Origin of the sequence: Amycolatopsis sp. NPDC051903 (genome assembly GCF_044452505.1) — a bacterium.
In the GTDB taxonomy this organism is placed as follows: Bacteria; Actinomycetota; Actinomycetes; order Mycobacteriales; family Pseudonocardiaceae; genus Amycolatopsis.
The window spans coordinates 1-21,419 of the sequence record NZ_JBITBT010000068.1 but is presented as its reverse complement, the minus strand read 5'-3'; the positions used below and the strand labels follow the sequence as shown (position 1 = coordinate 21,419).

The window sequence follows — 21,419 nt, the reverse complement described above, 5'->3', positions numbered from 1 at the left end:
CTGGTCGTACTCCGCATGCGCCACCCCGGGAGCACTGGTAGTACGCGGCACGCAGCAGCGCAACCTGACCAGCGAGCACCTGAATCCGTCGTGTTAGTGGCCAAGATGGCGACTGTGTCGTCGCCATCGCCGGCAGCGTTGAAGATCAGCTCCGGCACATCGTGGCGGGCTTGTCGCTGCGCCACCCATGCGCTGATCACATGTACCGGCGCCGCAGTGGATCACCAGCTCAGTCCGCTTGAACCACGTCGCCCCGACTCAGTTCGCCTTCCGGAACCTTGTGGGCAGCTCGCCACTGGCGCAGGACCCGCCGACCGTAGTTGTGCGTGCCGGCCACCCGATCCAACTCGGCACCATTCGGAGTCCGGCCGTCAGCGGCTTCACGGAGGTAGTGCTCCCACATCCGCTGCTCGGCCGTCATCCCGCTCGACGCGGAGGCCGAATCCAAGACCGAGCGCAATCTGACGATCTCGGCGGTCTCGTGCCTCGCCTCGTCGCCGAGACTGCGCGCGCTCCGGTCTCGACGCGCCGAGGCCAGCTCGGAGCCAGTCTCGCCGGTTGTCCGGCGCTTGAGCGCGCCGTTGAGCAGCTCAACCGCCAACAACAACACCAACGGAGGACAAGCAGCCACCGTCACCTGAAGCGCGCTCAGCATCGGCGCCGAGCCGATGTTGGCCACCAGCGACAAACAGATCCCGAACACGAACGCCAGCCACGCCACCCAACGGCCCTCCGACCGAGCACCACGGTGGCTCTTCCACAACTCGACCGTTGCAATCGTCAGCAAGCCGTCAACGAGCAGCGGCCAGATCGACGCCGTCACCGCGTCCGCACCGAACCGAAGAGCGAACTCCCGTCCGTGGCGGTAAGACGGATAAGCAGCTCCGAGCGCCACCAAGCCGGTACAGACACACTGGATGGACAGCGCAATGTCTCGAGCAAGCCACCTCGCAAGATTCCTCATGAAGGCGCGACCCTCCAACAGCTGCGCGCCGACCTTCTCCGGGCGGCCGCAAAGGCACTGATCCGCCGCTGCCAGTACGGACCATGGACCAGGCAACAAAGTTCGGCATCCGCGAGCCCGAGGCGAGCCCGAACGTGCAAACACAGCACGACAAACCGCAACACATCCCGACACCCCAGCAACCCCAGACCCCAGGAAAACGACCTTCGCCAGCATCACTCGACACCATCCGACACACCAAGATCGCGACTCTTAACCAGCGGGTTCGGGGTTCGAGTCCCTGATGGCGCACACTTCTGAATCGAAGCCCACCAACGGTTCTCCCGGTTTTTTGGGGTAATCGCCGGTGGGCTTTGATCTTGTGTGCAGCCCGCGTGCAGCCGACGTGTCGCCTAGGGATCAGTCACCGACCGCGACCAGATGTGCGCGGGGCGATCCGCTGCGCTGCTGCGGCACCACGACCTTGTGCATCCGGGCGCCACGGTGATAGCCGGCTCGCCGGACCAGCGCCGCCGTCGCATCAGCAGCCTGCTGCGCCAGGCACGGCAGCACACTCGTGTACGTGTCCGCGGTAAGCACGATGCCGGATTGCCCGAGCAAAGCCTGCACCACCCGCAGCTCGTTCCCCGCCGCGAGCGAAAGCGTCGCCGCGCCGTGCCGCAGGTCGTGGAACCTGATCGGCGGCAGACCTACCTCGTCAACCAACGCCCGGAAACTGCGCGACACGTAGCTCGGGCTCCACGGACGGCCGTGGTCGTGGGAGAACACCCAATCGCCCGCCGGATCCCGCCGGGCAAGCCGACGCAACAGCGAGACGGTTCCCCGGTCCAACGCGACCAGGCGGCAGCTGGCATCCGTCTTCGGCAGGCAGACACCACGGCCATCACGCTCGATGAGCTGCCGCACCACCGACAGCGTCCGACTCGCCAGATCGACGTCGCACCACCGCAGGCCTAACGCTTCCCCGCGCCGCAACCCCAGCAGCGCCGCCACGTGAAAGAGTGCATACAACTGGTGGTCACAGACGTGCTCGAGGAACATCGCGGTCTGCTCCGCCGTCCACACCGCGACAGGCGGACGCTCGCCGGTCCGGCGCCACTGCTCGACCCGGGCCTCGGTCCACACCATTGCACGGGGCCGACGCGCCGACGGCAACTCCACCCAGCGAGCCGGGTTGTGCACGATCAACCCGCGCCGGATCGCGCCGTTGAGCGCAGCCCGCAGAACTTCGCGGATCCGCTGCAGCGTGGTCGGCGACAACGGCCGGGACCGCGTCGCGTTCGCCCGCATCAACGCCGTGAACGCCGCCTGCACTTTCCCGACGCTCAGTTCCGACAGCGCAAGCCGGCCCACCCGCGGCTGCAAATAGTCCCGGATCAGCTGCCCATACAGCCCTCGTGTCGACGGCCGCAGCGCTGTCCTCGTCGCCAGCCACACGTCCAGCCACTGGCCCACCGTCACCAACGCCCGCCCGGGATCCACGTCGTCGCCGAGCCAGAACCCCCGCGCGCGCTCCGCCGCGACACGCGACACAAACCCGCCACGCTGCAAACGACGCCGACCGCCATCACGACCCGCCGCCAGTTCGACCGTAAAGTACCACCGCCCGTGCCCGCGCTCGCTCAGCCGCGGACAACGCAGCCCCCACCGGCGGCCATCGGCCGGGTTGACGCATCCGCACCGCTTGAAGACCCGCCCACCGGATCGCTTCGCCATGACGCCTCCATTCACAGAGAACACCGACCCACCGAGGATGCGTGCGCACGAAGACACCCTCCAGCGTCCGACGTCCAGGCACCGGTCCGGCCGCGGGATAGCGGACACGGCGCGACTGGATGTCGAACGGTATGAGCACGTCGGGCGTCTCCAACATCGCGTTCCGTGGCTCCGCTCGCCGGGCGACGGAACTAGCTAGTTGACGGGACTGCGGCGTTCGAGGAACACAGTGTCGCGCCAGGCGCCATCGCGTTGGGCGATGCGTTCGCGGATGCCGACGGTGCGGTAGCCGGCCGAGTGATGCAGGGCGAGGCCAGCGCGGTTGTCGGTGAAGACCGATGTCTGCAGTGTCCAGAGGCCTGCCTCGTCGGCGGCCATGACTTGCTTGCGCAGCAGGGCTTTACCGACGCCGCGGCCGCGGTGGCTCTCGGCGACGTAGACGGAGGTTTCGGCGACGCCGGCGTAGGAGTCGCGAGTGGAGGCGGGGCTGGCGGCGGTCCAGCCGACGACCTGGCCGTCGAGTTCGGCGACCCAACGGTGATCCGGGAACCACTTCGCGTGCAGGGCGGCTCGGCTCGGCACCGTTGTTTCGAAGCTCGAGATGCCGGTGGCCAGGCCTCCGCCGTAGATGTGCCGGACCGAGTTCCAGTCGCGCGGCGCCAGGGCGCGGACGGTGACGTCGGCAGGCACATCATCGGGGCAGCAGGGGCGCGGCCCGAGCAGACCCATGACCGCGTCGGCGGCGTGCGGGAGGCCGGCGCAACAGGCTTCGTTGACGGTGACGACCGTGGCGGTGCCGACTTTTTCCAGGTGGACGAACCCGACGTCGGCGAGTTTGCGCACGTGGTGCGACGTCGTGGACTGGCTGGTGCCGAGGATCTCGGTCAGCGCGCCGACGGTGATGCCACGCGCGCTGGTCGCCACGGCGTGCAGAAGCCGCACGCGGACGGGTTCGGCCAGGCAGGCGAACCACTCGGCGTAGGTGGCGGCGTCGGTCGTGGGCAGGACCTGGGCCTGGGGCAGCGCGATCGGCATGACGTCAGTGTATCGACCGCGATCGATGGTTGTATCCATCGATTCTCATCGATACAGTCTGGGCTATTAATCGAGCTGGATCGATGGAAGGGTGCGTGGGGATGAGCGAGTACCCGGTGGTCGTGGTCGGTGCGGGTCCGGTGGGGCTGGCGGCGGCGGCGCAGCTGCTGGAACGGGGGCTTCAGCCGCTGGTGCTGGAACGCTGGGCGCACGCAGGGGCGGCAGTGGCGCAGTGGCACCACGTGCGGTTGTTCTCGTCGTGGTCGGAGCTGGTCGATCCGGCCGGGGGCCGGTTGCTGGAGCAGACGGGCTGGGTGCGCCCGGACGAGGCCGGATATCCGACGGGCCGGGAGTGGGCGCAGTCCTACTTGCAGCCGCTTGCCGAGGTGTTGGGGTCGCGGGTGCGGTTCGGCGCCGAGGTCGTCGGGGTCGCGCGGCGGGGCCGGGACCGGGTGGTCGACAGCGGCCGCGAGCAGGAGCCGTTCTCTGTGCACCTCCGCACGGCCGAGGGTGAAATGCGGGTGCTCGCGCGGGCGGTGATCGACGCGTCGGGAACCTGGGGTGGCCCGAACCCGCTGGGCGGCGAGGGGTTGCCGGCGATCGGTGAGCGGGCCGCGGCGGACCGGATCGCCTACCGGGTGCCCGACCTCGCCGACGCCGAGGTCCGCGCCCGGTACGCGGGCCGGCACATCGTGGTGGCGGGTAGCGGTCATTCGGCGTTGACCGCGCTGGTGGCCCTGTCGGGGCTGGCGGCGGAGGATCCGGCGACGCGGATCAGCTGGGTGCTGCGCCGCGGCGGGATCGGGAACAGCTTCGGCGGCGGAGACGCCGATCAGCTCCCGGCGCGGGGCGCATTGGGGCAGCGGGCCCGGCAGGCGGTGGAGTCCGGGCTGATCTCGGTGGTGACCGGCTTCCGCACGGAGGCCGTCGAGCGCGACGGGGACGGCCGATTGGTGCTGGTGTCGGCGACCGGCGACAAACTGGACGAGGTGGATGAGGTCGTGGCGCTGACCGGGTTCCGCCCCGAACTGGACTGGCTCTCGGAGATCCGGCTGGAGCTGGATGCGACGTTGCAGGCGCCAGTGCGGCTGGCGCCGCTGGTGGACCCGAACGTGCACTCCTGCGGCACGGTCTACCCGCACGGGGTGAAAGAACTGAGCCACCCCGAGACGGGCTTCTTCCTGGCTGGCATGAAGAGCTACGGACGCGCGCCGACGTTCCTCGCGATGACTGGCTACGAGCAGGTGCGCAGCATCGCCGCCGCACTGGCCGGGGACCACGAAGCCGCCGAGCGCGTCGAGCTGATCCTGGCCGACACCGGGGTGTGTGGTGGCGCGGGCCTGTTCGACGAACCCGCGCCGGCGGGCGGTGGTGGTTGTTGCGCTCCGGCGGAGCCGGAAGTGCTCACGCTGTCGGCGCCCCCGCGCGCGGGGAACTGACAGCGTGCCGGACACGGGCACGGCGCAGCCTGCGACGCTTCCGGCGTCGGGGCTGCGCCGAGTGCTGGCCGTCCTGTGCGTCACGGAGATCACCAGCTGGGGCATCCTCTACTACGCGTTCCCGGTGCTGGCCCCGGACATCAGCCACGACACCGGCTGGCCGGCCACGGCCGTCGTCGCCGCATTGTCCGGAGCACAGCTGGTCTCGGCGCTGGCCGGGATCGCGGTCGGGCGGTGGCTGGATCGGCGTGGTCCGCGCGCGGTGATGACCGCGGGGTCGCTGCTGGCGGTCCCGGCGGTGGTGCTGATCGCCACGGCGCAGAACCTGGGGTGGTTCATCGGGGCGTGGGCGCTCGCGGGTCTGGCGATGAGCGCGGTTCTCTACCCGCCGGCGTTCGCCGCGTTGACCCGCTGGTACGGGCCGCGGCGGGTGTCGGCGCTGACCGTGCTGACGCTGGCCGCGGGGCTGGCGAGCACGGTGTTCGCGCCGCTGACCGCGGTGCTGGCCGCGCATCTGGACTGGCGGCAGACCTACCTGGTGCTGCTGCTCGTGCTGGCGGTGGTCACGGTTCCCGGGCACTTCTGGGGGTTGCGCGGGCCCTGGCCCGCAGCCGAGCACCACCCGGAGCAGCACGAGCGCGGAGATCCGGCGCGGATCGCGCGCAGTGCCGCCTTCCGCACGCTGGTGGTGGCGCTGAGCCTGGCCACGTTCTCCGTGTTCGCGGTCGTGGTCAACCTGGTCCCGCTGCTCACTGAACGCGGGGTGTCCCCCGGCACGGCCGCGCTCGCGCTCGGTCTGGGTGGCGCCGGGCAGGTGCTGGGCCGGCTCGGGTACGCGACGCTGAGCCGCCGCACCAGCGTCCGGGTCCGCACCGCGGTCATCCTGCTGGCGACCTCCCTCACGACCGCGCTGCTGAGCCTGCTCACCTCGACCGCCGCGCTGATCGCGGCGGCGATCGTCGCGGGCATGGCGCGCGGGGTGTTCACCCTGCTGCAAGCCACCGCGATCACCGACCGCTGGGGCGCCGCGCACTACGGGCGGCTCAACGGGCTGCTCTCGGCCCCGATGACCATCACCATGGCACTCGCCCCGTTCGCCGGCGCGGGCCTGGCCGAACTGTTCGGCGGCTACACCCCCGCGTTCCTCGTCCTCGGCGCCGTCAACATCGCCGCGGCCGCCCTGGCCCTCGCGGCCACCCCTGCCAAGAGAACCCCGTGACCGACCCGCACGCGATCGTCATCGGCGGCGGTCAAACCGGCCTCGCCACCGCCCACGCCCTGCACACCCGCGGACTGCGGACCCTGCTGCTGGAGGCCGGGCCGGAGCCGGTCGGGTCGTGGCCGCACTACTACGACAGCCTCACCCTCTTCTCCCCCGCGCGCTACAGCAGCCTCCCCGGCCTGCCCTTCCCGGGCGACCCCGACCGCTACCCGCACCGCGACGAGGTCATCGACTACCTGCGCCGCTACGCCGCCCACCTCGACGCCGAAATCCGCACCCACCACCGCGTCAGCACCGTCGAGCGCGACACCGACGGCTTCACCGTGCGCACCGAGCACGACGGCACCTTCACCGCGCCGGCGGTGATCGCCGCGACCGGCGGGTTCGGCCACCCGTACCGGCCCGCGCTGCCCGGACTCGACACGTTCCCTGGCACCGTGCTGCACTCCCGCGACTACCGGAACCCGGCGCGGTTCGCCGGGCAGCGGGTGATCGTGGTCGGCGCAGGCAACTCCGCCGTGCAGATCGCCGCCGAGCTCGCCGGCCACGCCCGCGTCACCCTCGCCCCGATCCGGTTCGCCCCGCAGCGATCGTTCGGCCGGGACGTCCATTTTTGATCCGCCGCCACGGGATTCGACCATCTGCCGATCGGGCCACTGCTGCCCACAAAACCCGCGTCACCCGTGCTCGACACCGGTGTCTACCGGACCGCGATCACTGCCGGCCACCCCGATCAGCGGCGCCTTTTCACCCGCGTCGAGGGCTCCACAGTGCGGTGGCCCGACGGTACGGCCGAACGGGTCGACACCGTCATCCTCGCCACCGGGTTCCGCCCAAAAGTGTCCTATCTGGACTCAACCGGCGCGCTCGCCGGCGGTGTGCCGCTGCACTCGCGGGGTGTGTCCACGACCGTGCCGAGCCTGGCGTATGTCGGGCTGGAATGGCAACGCAGCTTAGCCTCCGCCACCCTGCGCGGTGTCGGGCGAGATGCCGCCTACGTGGTGGCGCGCCTCATCGACGCCGCCTCACCCGCGCGACGGCGGCGCTGCCAGCCGGTCGGCTAACCCCTCCAGCACCGCGAAGCGGGGCCGGTAGTGAATCGACGTGCCCCGCCGCTGCGTCTCGACCAACCCGGCCTCGCGCAGCACCTTCAGGTGGTGCGAGATCGTCGGCCCGGCCAGCCGGAACGCCGCATTCAGGTCCCCCACGCTGGGCGCGTCAGCAGCGGTGCAGATCAGCGACAGCAACCGCAGCCGGATCGGGTCGCCCAGCGCCTTGAACCCCACCGCCAGATCGGCCGCCTGCCCTGCCTCCAGCGGGGTCTGCGTCAGAGGCGCACAGCAGGGCTCACCGGTTGGTGACGTCGGGTCCAGCACGGGGTGATCTTGCCACGAGCCTTGTCCGTCGAGGACGCACGGCTTCGAGCGTGACTGCGCCTGCCTCACACCTCCTGGCGGACAGCACATCGTCGTCGAGTGCGTAGGCTCAACATCACACATTGAACCTGCGCGGGCGGAGTTGGCAGATAAGGCGAAGGAGTCGCGATGAAGCTGGAGATCCTGCAGGTTCGCGATTGTCGGAATGCGGCGCTGCTCGACCGGCGCCTGGACGAGGCTCTTGCAGGCGCCGATCACGAAATCGTGCTCCGGGTACACCGCACCATCGAGACCATCGAAGACGCCTCAGCGACGGGAATGACCGGATCGCCCACGTTGCTCGTTGACGGGGTTGATCCGTTCCGCGAGCCCGGAGTGATGCCGAGTGTGTCTTGCCGCCTGTACGTGAACCCCGAGGGACACACGCAAGGCGGGCCCGCAGTCGAAACTTTGTGTCGTGTCCTGGGCCTAGCACAGCCTGACGGTGATCTTTAGCCTGCAGATTGAGCCCGGCAGTGCCGGGTATCGCTCCACGCATGATCGCCGACCGGAGCGAACCCGCAGCGATGAGCGCACGCTGCGAAGCAACCAGCAGCATCTGCTGACACGCCGGGCATGCACGGCACTCGGTCGGCTCCTCAGCCGCCGTATCGCTGCCCACGTCGGGGTCGAGCGCAGCCGGGCGTCAACCGGACTGCTCCCTGTGATCTCCCTCAGTTCGCCGCTGTGCGGTCACGCCAGCGCCGGCGCAACCAGAGGCTCACGTACACCAGCGCGACCAGCACCGGGACCTCGATCAGCGGTCCGACGACCCCGGCCAGCGCCTGCCCGGACGTCACCCCGAACACGCCGATGGCGACGGCGATGGCGAGTTCGAAGTTGTTGCCCGCGGCGGTGAACGCCAGGGTCGTCGTGCGCGAGTAGGACAGGCCCGAGGCCTTGCCCAGCAGGTAGCCACCGCCCCACATGATCGCGAAGTACGCCAGCAGGGGCAGCGCGATGCGGGCGACGTCCAGCGGGCGGGAGGTGATGTTGTCGCCCTGCAGCGCGAACAGCACCACGATCGTGAACAGGAGCCCGTAGAGCGCGATCGGCCCGACCTTGGGCAGGAACTTCCCCTCGTACCAGTCCCGGCCCTTGGTGCGTTCGCCGATGCGGCGCGAGAGGTAGCCGGCCACGAGCGGGATGCCGAGGAAGATCACCACCGACAGCGCGATTTCCCAAGGGGAGAAGCTGATGCTCTGGCTTTGCAGGCCGAGCCAGCCGGGCAGCAGGTCCAGGTAGAACCAGCCCAGCACGCCGAACATGATCACCTGGAACACCGAGTTCAGCGCGACCAGCACGGCGGCGGCCTCGCGGTCGCCGCAGGCGAGGTCGTTCCAGATGATCACCATGGCGATGCAGCGGGCCAAACCGACGATGATCAGCCCGGTGCGGTACTCGGACAGGTCCGACAGCAGCAGCCAGGCCAGCGCGAACATCAGCGCCGGGCCGACCAGCCAGTTCAACACCAGCGACAGCACCATCGTGCGGGTGTCGCGCGTGACGGTGTCGAGCCGGTCGTAACGGACCTTCGCCAGCACCGGGTACATCATCAGCAGCAGCCCGAGCGCGATCGGCAGCGACACCTGCCCGATCTTCACCGTGTCCAGCACGCTCTGCAGCCCCGGGATCACGCTGCCCAACAGCAACCCCACCACCATCGCCGCGATGATCCACACCGGCAGGAACCGGTCCAGAAAGGACAGCCGGTGCAGCACGTCGGCTTCAGCCGGGGTCGTTCGGTCATCAGCAGTCTGGGTCACAGGGCCAGGCCTCCGGAAGTCGTGACGGTGAAGGGGGGTCAGGCGTCGAGCAGCTCGGCCAGCAGGCCACGCACGCGGCGGTCGATCTCGTCGCGGATCGGGCGCACCACGTCCACGCCCTTGCCGGCCGGGTCTTCCAGGTCCCAATCCAAGTAGCGCTTGCCCGGGAACACCGGGCACGTGTCCCCACAGCCCATGGTGATCACGACATCGGAGGCCTCGACGTCCTCGGTCGAGAGCTTGCTGGGCACCTCCGCGGTGATGTCCAGCCCCCACTCCGCCAGCGCCTCGGCCGCGGCCGGGTTCACCTTGTCTCCCGGCTCCGAGCCCGCCGAGCGCACCGCGACGCGCCCCATGCCGTGGTGCGCCAACAGCGCTGCGGCCATCTGCGAACGACCAGCGTTGTGCACGCACACGAACAGGACTTCGGGAACTCGGGACACAGCAGTTTTCCTTTCAAAGCAAGGGGAAACGATCAGGAGGACAGTTCGCCGAGCAGCTCGCGCACCCGCGCGTCCAACTCGTCGCGGATCAGGCGCACCGCGGCCAGCGGCTGGCCGTCGGGATCCGGCACGTCCCAGTCCAGGTAGCGGTGGCCCGGGTAGATCGGGCAGGCGTCGCCGCAGCCCATCGTCACCACCACGTCGGCCGCGCGGACCACCTCGTCGGTCAGCGGCTTCGGATACGCGCACGTCAGCGCGATGTCCAGCTCCGCCATCGCCTCCGTGACCACGTCCGGGATCCCCCGCGACGGGCGCGACCCGGCCGAACGCACCGACACCCGCCCGAACGCGTGGTGATCCAGCAACGCCGCCGCCATCTGCGACCGGCCCGCGTTGTGCACACACACGAACAGCACCTGCGGCACCTCGACCTTGACCATCCCCGACGCCCGCCCGCGGTCCAGCAACCGCTCCCGGGCGAAGCGGGCCGTCAACGTCGGCAGGTGCGCCTGCACCGTCGCCGTGTCCTGAAGAAGCGTGTACGACTCGTGCACGAACCGCTCCACCATCTCCCGCGCGAACGTGCCGCGGAACCGGTCGGCGAGCTCGTCCACGATCCGCTCGACCTGCTTGTCCGCCTCGTGCGCGGGCAGGCCGCGAACCGGCTGCACCATGACACTCTCCTTGGATTGACTTATCTCGATCCAAGTGAACGCGATTGGATCGACCTTTGTCAATCCAGCGCGTATGGTCAGATGGGAGACGCGCACGACACGACGGGAGGGCACATGACGGCCGAGCACCAGTCCACCCGGCCCCCCGTCCCCGTCACCCTCCTGCTGGCCGAACCCGCCGCCGTCGTCACCGACACCGACGCCGAACAGGCCGCGAAACTCTTCAAAGCCCTCTCCGACCCGCTGCGCATCCGACTGGTGTCCCTCATCCGCCACTCCCCCGGCGGCGAAGCCTGCTTCTGCGATCTCGCCGAAGAGTTCGCCATGCCCCAGCCGACCCTCAGCCACCACTTGCGCGTCCTCGTCTCCGCCGGCCTCCTCACCCGCGAACGCCGCGGCACCTGGAGCTGGTACAGCCTCGTCCCCGAGCCACTGGAGACCCTCCAAGCCCTCCTGCACGACGGTGGGCCCCTCGTCGACCGGATCGCCCCCGTCGACGATCCGGGCCGCGCCGGTCGCTGCTGACCGCAGCAGTCAGGGGCCGGCGCTGAGACTGGTCTCAGCACGCTTCTGCCAGGCTCACCCGGAGGAGGACCGAGCATGGACCGCGACACAGTGCACGAGGCCTGGGAGCGGGACCGGATCGCCTTCCACGCGTTGATCGCCCACGCCACCGAAGAAGACCTCCGCCGGCGATCCCGCGGTACGAAGTGGACCACGCAACGCCTCGCGCAGCTGCTCGTTCTCGACCGCGAGCTCTTCGGCCAGCTCTGTGATCTCGGCGTCGACGCCGCGGTCACGTCTCGAGGGTGTTGTGCACTAGTTGTCTTGCCGTGCACTGCAGTTGTCACCAGCGTCTACACGATCGGTCGGGGAGCCGACATCGGCGGCCCATCGCCAACTGTGCCCGCCGACGGGCGCAGCTTCGTGCGCTGCACCCCGAAGGGCCGCGGCGAGTCTGACGCTCAAGTGCTGCGGCGCAGACCGCTCAGGATAACCGCCACCAAGCGGTGGACCGCAGCGTTCGACGGCAAGGTGCCGGCGGCGGCGAGGGCATGAAGGCAAAACGTGGCAAGCTCGTCCGGGGCGATGTCGGCGCGGATGTCGCCGGCGTGGGCGGCCTCGGCCAGCAGGTCCTTCAGCATCGTGGTCAGGTGATTGCGAGCGTGCGCGAGGTGCTCGTCGCGGTGCAGCCAGGCCACGAGTTCGACGTCGTCGTGGCCGCGGGATCCGCGGGCGATTTCGGCGTAGGCGCGCAGGACCGTCTCCAGTCGCTGGCCGGGGGATCCGGACTGGTTCCGCAGCTGGGCGAGCTGGGCGAGGTGTCCGCTGATCTGGCGCTCGTGCCAGGCGCGCAGGATTGCGTCGACGTCGGGGAAGTACTTGTAGAGCGTGGCCCGGCCGATGCCGGCGTTCTCGGCGATCTTCGACATCGTCACAGCGCGCAGCCCGCGCTCGGCGACCAGGGCCGCGGTGGTGTCGAGGATGGCCTCGCGCACTGCCCGGCGGTGGTTGTCCATCGTTTCGGTCCACAGCTTCGGCACCCTGCCGAGGATACGACTACGCCCACCCAGATACAGTACGGTCACACTAGAGACACTGTGTCTCGATAAATTCGTGTGTTCGGAGGTGGGACGATGCCCGAGGACGACTCCGCGCCCGGCGCGCCGCACTGGGTGAAGGTGACCGCGGCGATTGCCGTGGTGCTGGTGGTGGTGTTCGTGGTGCTGCACCTGACCGGTCTTGCCCCGGTGGGGCACGGATGATGTCGCCGCTGGTGCGCAAGGTGGCGCTGACCGCGCACGTGACGACGTCGGTGGGGTGGCTCGGCGCGGTGGGCACGTTCCTCGCGCTCGCCGTCACCGGGGTCGCCAGCGGGGATGGTGAACTGGTGCGCGGGGTGTATCTGGCGGCCGAGGTCACGGCGTGGCTGGTGATCGTGCCGCTGAGTGTCGCGTCGCTTCTCAGCGGGCTCGTTCAGGCTCTGGGCACGCCGTGGGGGCTGGTCCGGCACTACTGGGTGCTGGTGAAGCTCGCGCTCACGGTCGTGGCCACGGTCCTGTTGCTGGTGCACACCCGCGTCGTCGACCAGGTCGCCGAGGCGGCCGCCGCCAGAGCTCTCTCCGGCACGGACCTGGCCGGGATGCGCACCGAGCTCGTCGTCGACGCCGCGCTGGCGGTGGTGGTCTTGGTGATCACTGCGGCGCTTTCGGTGCTCAAGCCGCGCGGCGTGACCGGCTACGGGCGGCGGCCACGGCCGGCCCCCGCGTCGTGAGCGCTTTCACGGTCCACTGAGGACTGCGACGCCGAGGCTGGGAGTGCGGCGGTATCGGCGTGGGGCAGCCTGAGTCCTTTGAGCGCCAAGGCGTTGACGGCGACGATCAGGCTGGACCCGGACATGGTCAGCGCGGCGATCTCCGGGCGCAGCACGAGGCCGAACGCAGGGTCGAACACCCCGGCGGCGATGGGCAGGGCGATCGCGTTGTAGCCGATGGCCCACCCGAGGTTCTGGCGCATCTTGCGCAGCGTGCCGCGGCCGATCCGCAGTGCGGTGGGCACGTCGAGAGGATCCGAGCGCATCAGCACGACGTCGGCGGTGTCGATGGCGACGTCGGTGCCGGCGCCGATGGCGATGCCGAGGTCGGCCTGGGCCAGGGCGGGGGCGTCGTTGACGCCGTCGCCGACCATGGCGACCCGACGCCCGGCCGCCTGCAGCCGGGCGATGGTGGCGGCCTTGTCGCCGGGCAGCACCTCGGCGATCACGGTGTCGATCCCGAGCTGGTGTGCGATCCGCTCGGCGGTGGCCTGATTGTCGCCGGTGAGCATCACGACCTCGACCCCAAGCGCGTGCAGCTCGGCCACCGCCGCGGCCGAGCTGGCCCGTGGCGCGTCGGCGACACCAACCACCCCGGCCGCGACACCGTCGATCGCGGCGAGCACCGCGGTGCGCCCGGTCGCGGCCAGCTCCGCCCGGCGCTGGTCCACTTCACCGAGCTCGATGCCTTCACGATCGAGCAGGCGCCGGCTGCCGACGACAACCCGATGCCCGTCGACCTGCGCGATCGCGCCGTGGCCCGGCACGTTCTCGAACCCGGCGGCGCGGGCGACCTCGATCCCGCGCGCGCCTGCCTCGCGCACGATCGCCGCGCCCAAAGGATGCTCGGATTCCAGCTCGACCGCGGCCACCAGCCGCAGCAGCTCACGCTCATCGCCAGCGGCACCGTAGGCGGCGAGCAGCACGTCGGTGACCTCGGGAGTGCCCTGGGTCAGGGTGCCGGTCTTGTCCATGACCACCACGTCGATCCGGGCCGAAGTCTCCAGCGCCATCGCGTTCTTGACCAGCACGCCCCGCTTCGCGCCCAACCCGGTGCCGACCATGATCGCGGTCGGGGTGGCCAGGCCGAGCGCATCCGGGCAGGTGATCACGACGACGGTGATGGCGAACAGGATCGCCACCGCGAAGCCACTGCCGGCCAACAGCCAGGCCGCCAGCGTCGCCGCCCCGCCGAGCAGGGCGACGAACACCAGCCAGAACGCCGCGCGGTCGGCCAGCCGCTGGGCGGGCGCCTTGGAATTCTGCGCCTGCTGCACGAGCTGGACGATCTGCGCCAGCGCGGTGTCAGCGCCGACTTTGGTGGCCCGCACCCGGAGGGTGCCGTTGGCATTGATGGTCACCCCGATCACCGCGCTGCCGGGAGCTTTGTGGACGGGCAAGCTCTCCCCGGTGACCATCGATTCGTCTGCTTCGCTTTCCCCGTCCTCGACGGCCCCGTCGGTCGCGATCTTGGCACCGGGCCGCACCAGCAGAAGATCGCCCACCACAACCTGCGAGGTCGGGATTTCGACCTCGGCGCCGTCGCGTAGCACGATGGCCTTCGGTGGCGCGAGGTCCAGCAGCGCGCGGATCGCATCGTTCGCCCCGCCACGGGCGCGCATCTCGAACCAGTGCCCGAGCAGCACGAACGTCGCCAGCACGGTGGCCGCCTCGTAGAACACCTCCCCGCCGCCGGTCAGCGTCACGACCAGCGAATACAGCCAGCCCGCGCTCACCGCGACGGCCACGAGCACCATCATGTCCAGCGTACGGGCCCGCAGCGCCCGTACGGCGCCGTCGAAGAAGATCCAGCACGAGTAGCCGATCACCGGCAGGCTCAGCAGCAGCGTCCACACGTCTTCGCTCCACCCGAAGGGCACCGGCAGATCGAGCCCGAACACCGCCGGCCCGATCGGCGACCACAGCACGATCGGAATCGAGAACACCAGCGCGACGAGGAACCGGTTGCGCATGTCTGCGGCCATCGACGCCATCGACATTCCGCCGTGCCCGCCGTGTCCCATCGCCTCGTGCGGCGAGGGCTGCGGCGGCGCGGGCCGGGCCCGGTCTACGGGCGCAGCCACATCGTCATGGCGGCTCGGCTCGTCCAGCGGGTCGCAGATGTGGTGTGGCACCGATTGCCCGGCGCAGTGGTAACCGCAGTCGAGCACCCACTGCCGCAGGGTGGCCACGGATGTGCGGGCAGGGTCGAACGCCACCGTCGCGGCCTGTGCGACCGGGTTCACCTCCACATCCACCACCCCCGGCTGCCGCCGCAATCGGGCGTCGACAACCGCCTGCTCCGACGCGCGCAGCAAACCCCGTACGTCCAAGACCACCGTCGTAGTGCCCGCGCTGTGACCGGCGAAGTCGGTGTGGTCGTGCATCGATGCCACCTTCTCTGGATTCGCAAAAACCTGGGATGGACACCGCCGGCCCTGCCAGATTCGTCGCCCCGGGCCCGCGGAACCCTCCGCGGCCGCCCGGCGAACCACCCGCATCCGCAAGGCGGCCGCAGCACTCAGCCGGCCGGCTCGTAACCGGCCTCGTGCACCACATCGGCAACCTGGTCCGCCGCGACCGGCTCCTCGCTGGTCACGGTGACCCGTCCGGTGGCCAGGTCGACGTCCACGCCCCGCACTCCGGAGATCTCGCCGGCTTCTTCGGTCACCGACGCCACGCAATGGCTGCAGGTCATGCCTTTCACCAGGTAGACGGACTCGGTCATCTGCTGTGCCTCCCATCTGACAGACCTTCGTATTCGGCCACGACCTCGTGGCCAACACTGCCTTTATACCCCGTAGGGGTACCTAGTACTAGGGGATGTGGTTGTGAATCGTGTGGTCGTTGCCCCGCGTGGCCAGTGCGGCTCAGGGAGCCGATTCGACAAAGCGGCTGCTGACGGGTGTGGCGCTGCGAAAGCGGCGCAGCCGCAGGCTGTTGGACACCACGAACACCGACGACAACGCCATCGCCACCCCAGCGATCAAGGGGTTGAGCAGCCCGAGCGCGGCCAGCGGCAGGGCGGCGACGTTGTAGCCGAACGCCCAGAACAGGTTGCCCTTGATCGTGCGCAGCGTTCGCCGGGCCAGACGGATCGCGTCCACCGCCGCCCGCAGATCCCCGCGCACCAAGGTGAGATCCGACGCCTCGATCGCCACGTCGGTGCCGGTGCCCATCGCCAGACCGAGGCCGGCTTGGGCCAGCGCGGCGGCGTCGTTCACCCCGTCGCCGACCATCGCCACCACCCGGCCCTCACCCTGCGCCGCGTGATCACCTCGACCTTTTCCTCAGGCAGCACCTCGGCGATCACCTCAGCGATCCCGACCTCGGCGGCCACCGCCCGCGCGGCGATCTCGTTGTCCCCGGTGAGCAGCACCGGCCGTAGTCCCAGCGCTCGCAGTCCGCGAACGGCTTCGGCCGAGGTGGGTTTGATCGTGTCCGCCACCGCCAGCACAGCGCGAGCCTGCCCGTCCCACGCGACGGCAACGACGGTGCGGCCCTGTTCTTCGGCCTGCTTCTTGGCCACTCGCAGGTCTTCGGACAGCGAGATGCCCCACTGCTGCAGCAGGCTTTCGCGGCCGACCAGTACGGCATGACCTGCCACGACGCCCTGAACACCGAGCCCTTCGAGGTTGGTGAACTCCTCGACCGGCGGAACGGCACCGAGGCGTTCCTCGGCGGCGACCGCGATCGCCTTGGCGATCGGGTGCTCAGAGGCGTGCTCTGCCGCACCGGCCAGCCGCAACGCGTCGACATCATCGACACCGTCGACGGTGTGCACAGCGTGCAGGCTCATTCGGCCGGTTGTGACGGTGCCGGTCTTGTCCAGCACCACCGTGTCGATGCGGCGAGTGGACTCCAGCACCTCCGGGCCTTTGATCAGGATCCCGAGCTGGGCGCCGCGCCCGGTGCCCACGAGCAACGCGGTCGGGGTCGCCAGACCGAGCCCGCAGGGGCAGGCGATGATCAGCACCGCGACCGCAGCGCTGAACGCCGCCGCCGCACCCTGGCCCGCACCGAGCCACAATCCCAGGGTGGCGACCGCGAGGGCGATCACGATCGGGACGAACACGCCCGCGATCCGATCGGCCAGCCGCTGGATTTCCGCTTTGCCGCTCTGGGCGTCCTCGACCAGCTTCGCCATCTGCGCCAGCTGCGTGTCCGCGCCGACCCGGCTCGCGCGCACCACCAGCCGGCCGCCGGCGTTGACGCAGGCGCCGGCCACCGCATCGCCCGGCCCGACTTCGACCGGCGCGGATTCGCCGGTCAGCAGGCTCGCGTCGACCGCGGAGCTGCCGTCCTCGACCACGCCGTCGGTGGCGATCTTCTCACCGGGCTGGACGACGAATAGGTCTCCGACCGCGAGCTGCTCGATGGGGATCCGCGACTCACGTCCGTCGCGCACGATCGCGACATCCTTGGCGCCGAGTTCGAGCAGCGCCCGCAGGGCAGCCCCGGCGCGGCGCTTGGAGCGGGACTCGAAGAACCGGCCCGCCAGGATCGCCGCGGTCAGCCCGGTGGCGACCTCCAGGTAGATGTTGTCCCCGGCCATCCCGCGCTGCACGGTCAGGTCGAACCCGTGGCGCAGCCCCGGCCGCCCCGCGCCACCCAGGAACAGCGCGTACAGCGACCACAGAAATGCCGCGGCCACGCCGACCGAGATGAGGGTGTCCATCGTCGCGGCGGCGTGCCGGAGGTTGGTCCAGGTGGCTTTGTGGAACGGCCACGCGCCCCACACCACCACCGGCGCAGCCAACGTCAGGGACAGCCACTGCCGGTAGGTGAACTGCAGCGGCGGCACCATCGCCATCACGATCACCGGTACCGCCAGCGCGACGGACATCAGCATCCGATGCCGCAGCGATCGGGTGTGCTCGTCGGACTCGCCCCCGCCTCGCTCTTTCCTCCCACAGCGTGGGGACCCGATGGCGAAGCGGTCGCGGTGTAGCCGGTGTCCTGAACGACCTTGATTACGTCCTTTGTAGACAGTCCATCCGGGATACTCACTCGAGCCTTCTCGGTGGCGAAGTTGACCGTCGCGGACACCCCGTCGACCTTGTTCAGCTTCCGCTCGATTCGCGTCGCGCACGACGCGCAGGTCATCCCGCCGACCACCAACTCCACCGGCCGGCCGGCGCCGGGCTGATCGTGTGTCGTCGAAGTCATCGCTCTCCCCGTCCGCGCACCTCGTGGTTGTCGTGCTGGCGCCGGCGGGCCTGATCGCACTTGCCGGTGCCGTTGTGGTGCTGACGCGTGGCCGGCTTCCGCTCCGCCACGGCTCGCGTCTCTCGGCTGTGCCCGGCCCTTTCGTCCGGCACCGGCGCGTTCGCGACCCGAACGACCACCAGCCCCGCCACGTCCGCGGTCGTCCGTGCGGCGCGAGTACCGCCTTCCCGCCGCGCGGCCGTCGCCGAAGCCTTCTCCGCTGGTTGCTGTTGCCGTGGCGGTCCTTGCGGCGGTATCGGCGCGACATTCTTCGCAGGTGTCGCACCCGGTGAAGCATGGTCCGCCGCGCGTCCACCCTGGTCGTCACTCGTGTCGCCCGCTGCGTTCGCACCCAGCGGCCCGATCGCGGATCCTGTTGTCCAGGCACCGGCGAACACCATCGCCAGGACCGCGCCGTACGTGGACAGTTTCACCCCGGTGTTCACCGTCGTGCTCCTCGGCTGCACGACGCCGAGCTCATGGGGTCACCAGTTCGTAGCCGGCCTCGTCGACAGCCGCGCCGACCTCGGCCCCGAACACGTTGGACGGAGGCGGCCCGGGCTGTCCGGGTGCAGGTGCGCTGGAGTGGTGAGCACTTGACACTGGCTACGCCGGTGCGGCGCACCCCTCACGCCCCGTAGTGGCAGTGACCAACGACGATCGCGACGACGAGCACTCCGGCACGTCGGTTTTCGTGCCGTGACCGATGGAAATCTCGATCGATGCGGGCGAGCGGCTTACCCTTAACGTGAGGGGATCCCCGTGAAGCTGGCGTGTGGTGTTGCGATGGGAGATGATTCGGGTGATGGACGAACGCCTCGTGGACACGTTCGTCGAACTGGCGGATACGCTCACGGATGACTTCGACGTCATCGACTTCCTGCACCTGCTCGCGGCGCGCAGCGTCGAACTCTTACCCGTTGACGCCGCCGGGCTGCTGCTCGCCGACAGACGCGGCCAGCTACGGGTTGTCGCCAGTTCCAGTGAGCACGTGCGGTTGCTCGAGCTGTTCCAGCTCCAGCGCGACGAGGGCCCGTGCCTCGACGCCTTCCGGCTGCGCCAGGTCGTAACCGTTGCCGACCTCACCCACGACGCCGAGACCTGGCCCTCCTTCACGAGGATCGCCCTTGAGCGGGGCTTCCGCGCGGTGCACGCCTACCCGATGCGTCTGCGGTCCGAGATCGTCGGTGCCCTCAACCTGTTCTCCGCGGGGCCGGGTGAGCTGGCACCCGAGGATGCGCGAGTGGCGCGCGGCATGGTCGACGTCGCCACGATTGGTCTGTTGCAGGCCCGGGTGATCCACGAGCATGAAGTACTGGTCGGGCAGCTGCAGACCGCGCTGAGCAGCCGTGTGGTGATCGAACAGGCGAAGGGCTTCATCGCCAACGGTCTCGGTCTGGCGGTGGACGAGGCGTTCGCTCTGTTGCGTCGCTTCGCGCGTTCGCACAGCCGGAAGCTCAGCCTCGTGGCCGCTGACGTGGTCGGGCAGTCCGACAGCGTGCGGGAGCTGTTCGACGATCCGCCCGCGCGCTGACCGCCGCCGTTCGGAGCAGTCTCGCCGAGCCGTTCGGGTCTAGCGTGGGGTCGCGGCCCGGGCCCCGGCGGACTTCGGTTTCGGTGCGGAGGGGCGCGCTGATCCTGGTCTGGATGCGATCGAGGGCTCGAAAAGGGGCGTCTTCGACCGGATTCCGTGCATACTGCCCGCCGGCGATTGCCAGCGGTTCTCCAGCTGCCCAGTCAGGGCCGCCTGGCTCGCAGTTGCTGTATTCCAGCCGTGCTTGGCCTCGGCTAACGTCGGCCAGCCATCGGGTTGCGCTACGTATACCGTGACGCGACCCGCTCGTGTCCGCGACCGCACGTGCGATTCTCAGTCCATCAAGGCAGTAGCAGCGACGATAGTTCACCCTTTCGCAACAGTGTGCGATCACATGTCCGGTTCTGAAACACCGGGCGCATGAACTCCGAGGTGGCCGTTTGGGACCTCGGTCGGCACACGGCTGGCAGCTCGGTGGCGTGGTGTTCTCATGGATCGGAGCGCGGATGCGAGGGAAGCGGCTCAGCGGGCTCGCAAGCGAGTGTCGAGCGCACACGCGAGGTTGCGCGCCCTGCAGGCGCAGGTCTCGGGTTCCGCGCCGCTGACCAGGAGATCAGAGGGCGGGAGCCCTGACGCGGGGGCCGGATCGCATCGGGCGCTGCTGGAGGCACGGGATCGCGCTCGCAGAGCGCGGGAGCGTGCACGACAGAGCTTGCGGCGTTCCGCGCAGGTCCACGACCTGGCCGCCGACTGGCATGATCGGGTTGGGAATCGCGGCGGCCCCGACGAGGGTGAGCACCGCCGCAAGGCGGATGGCCATCGCGCAGCGGCGGACGCCGATCGTCGCCGCGCCGCCGAGCTCGATGAACCGGCCTCGTGATCGTTGTGCCGCGGTTCGGGCGCAGTCGAACCGACCCCGGCGGTGAGAGCGATCCGCAGCGTTCGGCCCGTCGGCGCGAGCGTGCCACTGGACGAACGCCGAATGCTTACACGGCGGGCGCGCGTTGAGGGCAAAGGGCGAGAAAGCACGCCGCCGAGCACACTTACCCGGGCCGGCCCAAGCAGGCCCACCGTCAGGGACCAGTTTGTGCCCGTCGCCGTCATCGGCCGCCGGCGCACTCAAGCTCGCACCTTACACGCTGCGCGGGCGCGGGCACGGGTGCGAAGGAGGCTGTGCTGAGGGCGGTGACGATCAGGCCGTAGCGGGTGAAGTGCCAGACGCTGATGGGGTGGCCGGTGCGGGCGGCGATGCCGAGGGCGACAACGTCGGCGCCCGCGGTGCCGTTGCCGCCGAAGTCGGCTCCGAGCGCGAACCGATCTTTGCCGCCTCGTCCAGGTCGCCGGTGAGCTCTGATTGTTGATCGAGGACCCACCACCACGAACACAGCTGTGCGTTCCCGGCATTGATGTGCTGTCTTCCGGCCCGGCCTCACCCTTGAGAACATGTGAACGAGAAAGCGAAGTGGTTGACACCCAAGGGAAATCTCACATGACGGGCGATATCGAAACCGAGCCGAACTCGGCGCAACCACCACGGTCGAAGTCTCCGGTCAAACTGTCGCACGTGGTCCTGCAAACCAACCGGCTCGACACGATGCGCGACTGGTACTGCCTCGTGCTGGGCGCCAAACCCGCGTACGACAACGGCAGCCTGGCGTTCCTGGCCTACGACGACGAACACCACCGCAT

Annotated in this window: 18 protein-coding genes and 2 pseudogenes; 8 read left to right on the top strand and 12 right to left on the bottom strand. The window is 69.7% G+C overall.

The features are described from left to right. Positions 1 to 229: 229 nt before the first annotated feature. From ACIA77_RS51210 to ACIA77_RS51200, 3 genes are all read right to left on the bottom strand, one after another. Positions 230 to 964 (bottom strand): DUF2637 domain-containing protein, encoded by a 735-nt coding sequence (locus tag ACIA77_RS51210; protein WP_395893522.1) that lies wholly within the window; start codon positions 962 to 964, stop codon positions 230 to 232. Between the two features lie 399 nt (positions 965 to 1,363). Beyond that, positions 1,364 to 2,680 (bottom strand): tyrosine-type recombinase/integrase, encoded by a 1,317-nt coding sequence (locus ACIA77_RS51205; protein WP_395893521.1) that lies wholly within the window; start codon positions 2,678 to 2,680, stop codon positions 1,364 to 1,366. A 195-nt stretch (positions 2,681 to 2,875) separates the two neighbouring features. Next, positions 2,876 to 3,715 carry a helix-turn-helix domain-containing GNAT family N-acetyltransferase gene (locus ACIA77_RS51200; protein ID WP_395893520.1) on the bottom strand — a complete coding sequence of 280 codons (840 nt, stop codon included), beginning with the start codon at positions 3,713 to 3,715 and terminating at the stop codon, positions 2,876 to 2,878. 101 nt (positions 3,716 to 3,816) lie between these two features. On the opposite strand from ACIA77_RS51200, the gene ACIA77_RS51195 reads away from it, so the two are divergent. The 3 genes and pseudogenes from ACIA77_RS51195 to ACIA77_RS51185 all read left to right on the top strand — a co-directional run bounded on the left by ACIA77_RS51195 (position 3,817) and on the right by ACIA77_RS51185 (position 7,440). Continuing rightward, entirely contained in the window at positions 3,817 to 5,154 is a 1,338-nt protein-coding gene (locus ACIA77_RS51195) for an NAD(P)-binding domain-containing protein (protein WP_395893519.1), read from the top strand. 4 nt (positions 5,155 to 5,158) lie between these two features. After that, a complete protein-coding gene (locus ACIA77_RS51190; RefSeq protein WP_395893518.1) occupies positions 5,159 to 6,373 on the top strand; it encodes an MFS transporter in 1,215 nt (404 codons plus the stop codon). Beyond that, positions 6,370 to 7,440, top strand: a pseudogene (locus ACIA77_RS51185) (flavin-containing monooxygenase). The gene ACIA77_RS51190 and the pseudogene ACIA77_RS51185 overlap by 4 nt, the downstream one beginning before the upstream one ends. On the opposite strand, the gene ACIA77_RS51180 reads toward ACIA77_RS51185, so the two are convergent. After that, positions 7,402 to 7,752 (bottom strand): ArsR/SmtB family transcription factor, encoded by a 351-nt coding sequence (locus tag ACIA77_RS51180; RefSeq protein WP_395893517.1) that lies wholly within the window; start codon positions 7,750 to 7,752, stop codon positions 7,402 to 7,404. The pseudogene ACIA77_RS51185 and the gene ACIA77_RS51180 sit on opposite strands and share 39 nt — an antisense overlap. A 168-nt stretch (positions 7,753 to 7,920) precedes the next feature. Between ACIA77_RS51180 and ACIA77_RS51175 the strand changes: the two genes are divergently transcribed. Then, positions 7,921 to 8,247 carry an alkylmercury lyase gene (locus ACIA77_RS51175; protein WP_395893516.1) on the top strand — a complete coding sequence of 109 codons (327 nt, stop codon included), beginning with the start codon at positions 7,921 to 7,923 and terminating at the stop codon, positions 8,245 to 8,247. Between the two features lie 218 nt (positions 8,248 to 8,465). Here ACIA77_RS51175 and arsB read toward each other — a convergent pair whose 3' ends face one another. Genes arsB through ACIA77_RS51160 form a run of 3 tightly spaced genes read right to left on the bottom strand, consistent with a single transcriptional unit; the run spans position 8,466 to position 10,674 of the window. Then, positions 8,466 to 9,557: an ACR3 family arsenite efflux transporter gene (arsB, locus tag ACIA77_RS51170; RefSeq protein ID WP_395893515.1), complete on the bottom strand. Its 1,092-nt coding sequence runs from the start codon at positions 9,555 to 9,557 to the stop codon at positions 8,466 to 8,468. 38 nt (positions 9,558 to 9,595) lie between these two features. After that, positions 9,596 to 10,000 (bottom strand): low molecular weight phosphatase family protein, encoded by a 405-nt coding sequence (locus ACIA77_RS51165; protein ID WP_395893513.1) that lies wholly within the window; start codon positions 9,998 to 10,000, stop codon positions 9,596 to 9,598. A 32-nt stretch (positions 10,001 to 10,032) separates the two neighbouring features. Then, entirely contained in the window at positions 10,033 to 10,674 is a 642-nt protein-coding gene (locus ACIA77_RS51160) for an arsenate reductase ArsC (RefSeq protein ID WP_395893512.1), read from the bottom strand. Positions 10,675 to 10,788: 114 nt separating this feature from the next. Between ACIA77_RS51160 and ACIA77_RS51155 the strand changes: the two genes are divergently transcribed. Continuing rightward, on the top strand, positions 10,789 to 11,199 hold the full coding sequence (locus ACIA77_RS51155; protein ID WP_395893511.1) for an ArsR/SmtB family transcription factor: 411 nt from the start codon (positions 10,789 to 10,791) through the stop codon (positions 11,197 to 11,199). Between the two features lie 440 nt (positions 11,200 to 11,639). Here the strand turns inward: ACIA77_RS51155 and ACIA77_RS51150 are convergent, their stop codons facing one another. Continuing rightward, positions 11,640 to 12,218: a TetR/AcrR family transcriptional regulator gene (locus ACIA77_RS51150; protein ID WP_395893510.1), complete on the bottom strand. Its 579-nt coding sequence runs from the start codon at positions 12,216 to 12,218 to the stop codon at positions 11,640 to 11,642. Positions 12,219 to 12,311: 93 nt separating this feature from the next. Here ACIA77_RS51150 and ACIA77_RS51145 point away from each other — a divergent pair, with 93 nt between their 5' ends. Next, positions 12,312 to 12,440, top strand: coding sequence for a hypothetical protein (locus ACIA77_RS51145; RefSeq protein ID WP_395893509.1), 129 nt, complete (start codon positions 12,312 to 12,314; stop codon positions 12,438 to 12,440). After that, positions 12,437 to 12,949 (top strand): DUF2269 domain-containing protein, encoded by a 513-nt coding sequence (locus ACIA77_RS51140; protein ID WP_395893508.1) that lies wholly within the window; start codon positions 12,437 to 12,439, stop codon positions 12,947 to 12,949. The genes ACIA77_RS51145 and ACIA77_RS51140 overlap by 4 nt, the downstream gene beginning before the upstream one ends. On the opposite strand, the gene ACIA77_RS51135 is transcribed toward ACIA77_RS51140, so the two are convergent. The 4 genes and pseudogenes from ACIA77_RS51135 to ACIA77_RS51120 form a co-directional block, all read right to left on the bottom strand. Next, entirely contained in the window at positions 12,913 to 15,306 is a 2,394-nt protein-coding gene (locus ACIA77_RS51135; RefSeq protein WP_395893507.1) for a heavy metal translocating P-type ATPase, read from the bottom strand. The two genes, ACIA77_RS51140 and ACIA77_RS51135, sit on opposite strands and share 37 nt — an antisense overlap. A 203-nt stretch (positions 15,307 to 15,509) precedes the next feature. Next, entirely contained in the window at positions 15,510 to 15,716 is a 207-nt protein-coding gene (locus ACIA77_RS51130) for a heavy-metal-associated domain-containing protein (RefSeq protein ID WP_395893506.1), read from the bottom strand. Between the two features lie 142 nt (positions 15,717 to 15,858). Beyond that, positions 15,859 to 18,157, bottom strand: a pseudogene (locus ACIA77_RS51125) (heavy metal translocating P-type ATPase). Then, on the bottom strand, positions 18,154 to 18,642 hold the full coding sequence (locus ACIA77_RS51120; protein ID WP_395893505.1) for a hypothetical protein: 489 nt from the start codon (positions 18,640 to 18,642) through the stop codon (positions 18,154 to 18,156). Before ACIA77_RS51120 ends, ACIA77_RS51125 begins: the two are co-directional and overlap by 4 nt. A 359-nt stretch (positions 18,643 to 19,001) precedes the next feature. Here ACIA77_RS51120 and ACIA77_RS51115 point away from each other — a divergent pair, with 359 nt between their 5' ends. Further along, entirely contained in the window at positions 19,002 to 19,730 is a 729-nt protein-coding gene (locus ACIA77_RS51115) for a GAF and ANTAR domain-containing protein (RefSeq protein WP_395893504.1), read from the top strand. Positions 19,731 to 21,419: the final 1,689 nt, after the last annotated feature.

What these genes read in the sequence shown, in the direction of transcription:
- ACIA77_RS51210 (WP_395893522.1), bottom strand. Translation starts at nt 964, where the DNA reads ATGAGGAATCTTGCGAGGTGGCTTGCTCGAGACATTGCGCTGTCCATC.
- ACIA77_RS51205 (WP_395893521.1), bottom strand. Translation starts at nt 2,680, where the DNA reads ATGGCGAAGCGATCCGGTGGGCGGGTCTTCAAGCGGTGCGGATGCGTC.
- ACIA77_RS51200 (WP_395893520.1), bottom strand. Translation starts at nt 3,715, where the DNA reads ATGCCGATCGCGCTGCCCCAGGCCCAGGTCCTGCCCACGACCGACGCC.
- ACIA77_RS51195 (WP_395893519.1), top strand. Translation starts at nt 3,817, where the DNA reads ATGAGCGAGTACCCGGTGGTCGTGGTCGGTGCGGGTCCGGTGGGGCTG.
- ACIA77_RS51175 (WP_395893516.1), top strand. Translation starts at nt 7,921, where the DNA reads ATGAAGCTGGAGATCCTGCAGGTTCGCGATTGTCGGAATGCGGCGCTG.
- ACIA77_RS51160 (WP_395893512.1), bottom strand. Translation starts at nt 10,674, where the DNA reads ATGGTGCAGCCGGTTCGCGGCCTGCCCGCGCACGAGGCGGACAAGCAG.
- ACIA77_RS51155 (WP_395893511.1), top strand. Translation starts at nt 10,789, where the DNA reads ATGACGGCCGAGCACCAGTCCACCCGGCCCCCCGTCCCCGTCACCCTC.
- ACIA77_RS51145 (WP_395893509.1), top strand. Translation starts at nt 12,312, where the DNA reads ATGCCCGAGGACGACTCCGCGCCCGGCGCGCCGCACTGGGTGAAGGTG.
- ACIA77_RS51140 (WP_395893508.1), top strand. Translation starts at nt 12,437, where the DNA reads ATGATGTCGCCGCTGGTGCGCAAGGTGGCGCTGACCGCGCACGTGACG.
- ACIA77_RS51130 (WP_395893506.1), bottom strand. Translation starts at nt 15,716, where the DNA reads ATGACCGAGTCCGTCTACCTGGTGAAAGGCATGACCTGCAGCCATTGC.
- ACIA77_RS51115 (WP_395893504.1), top strand. Translation starts at nt 19,002, where the DNA reads ATGGACGAACGCCTCGTGGACACGTTCGTCGAACTGGCGGATACGCTC.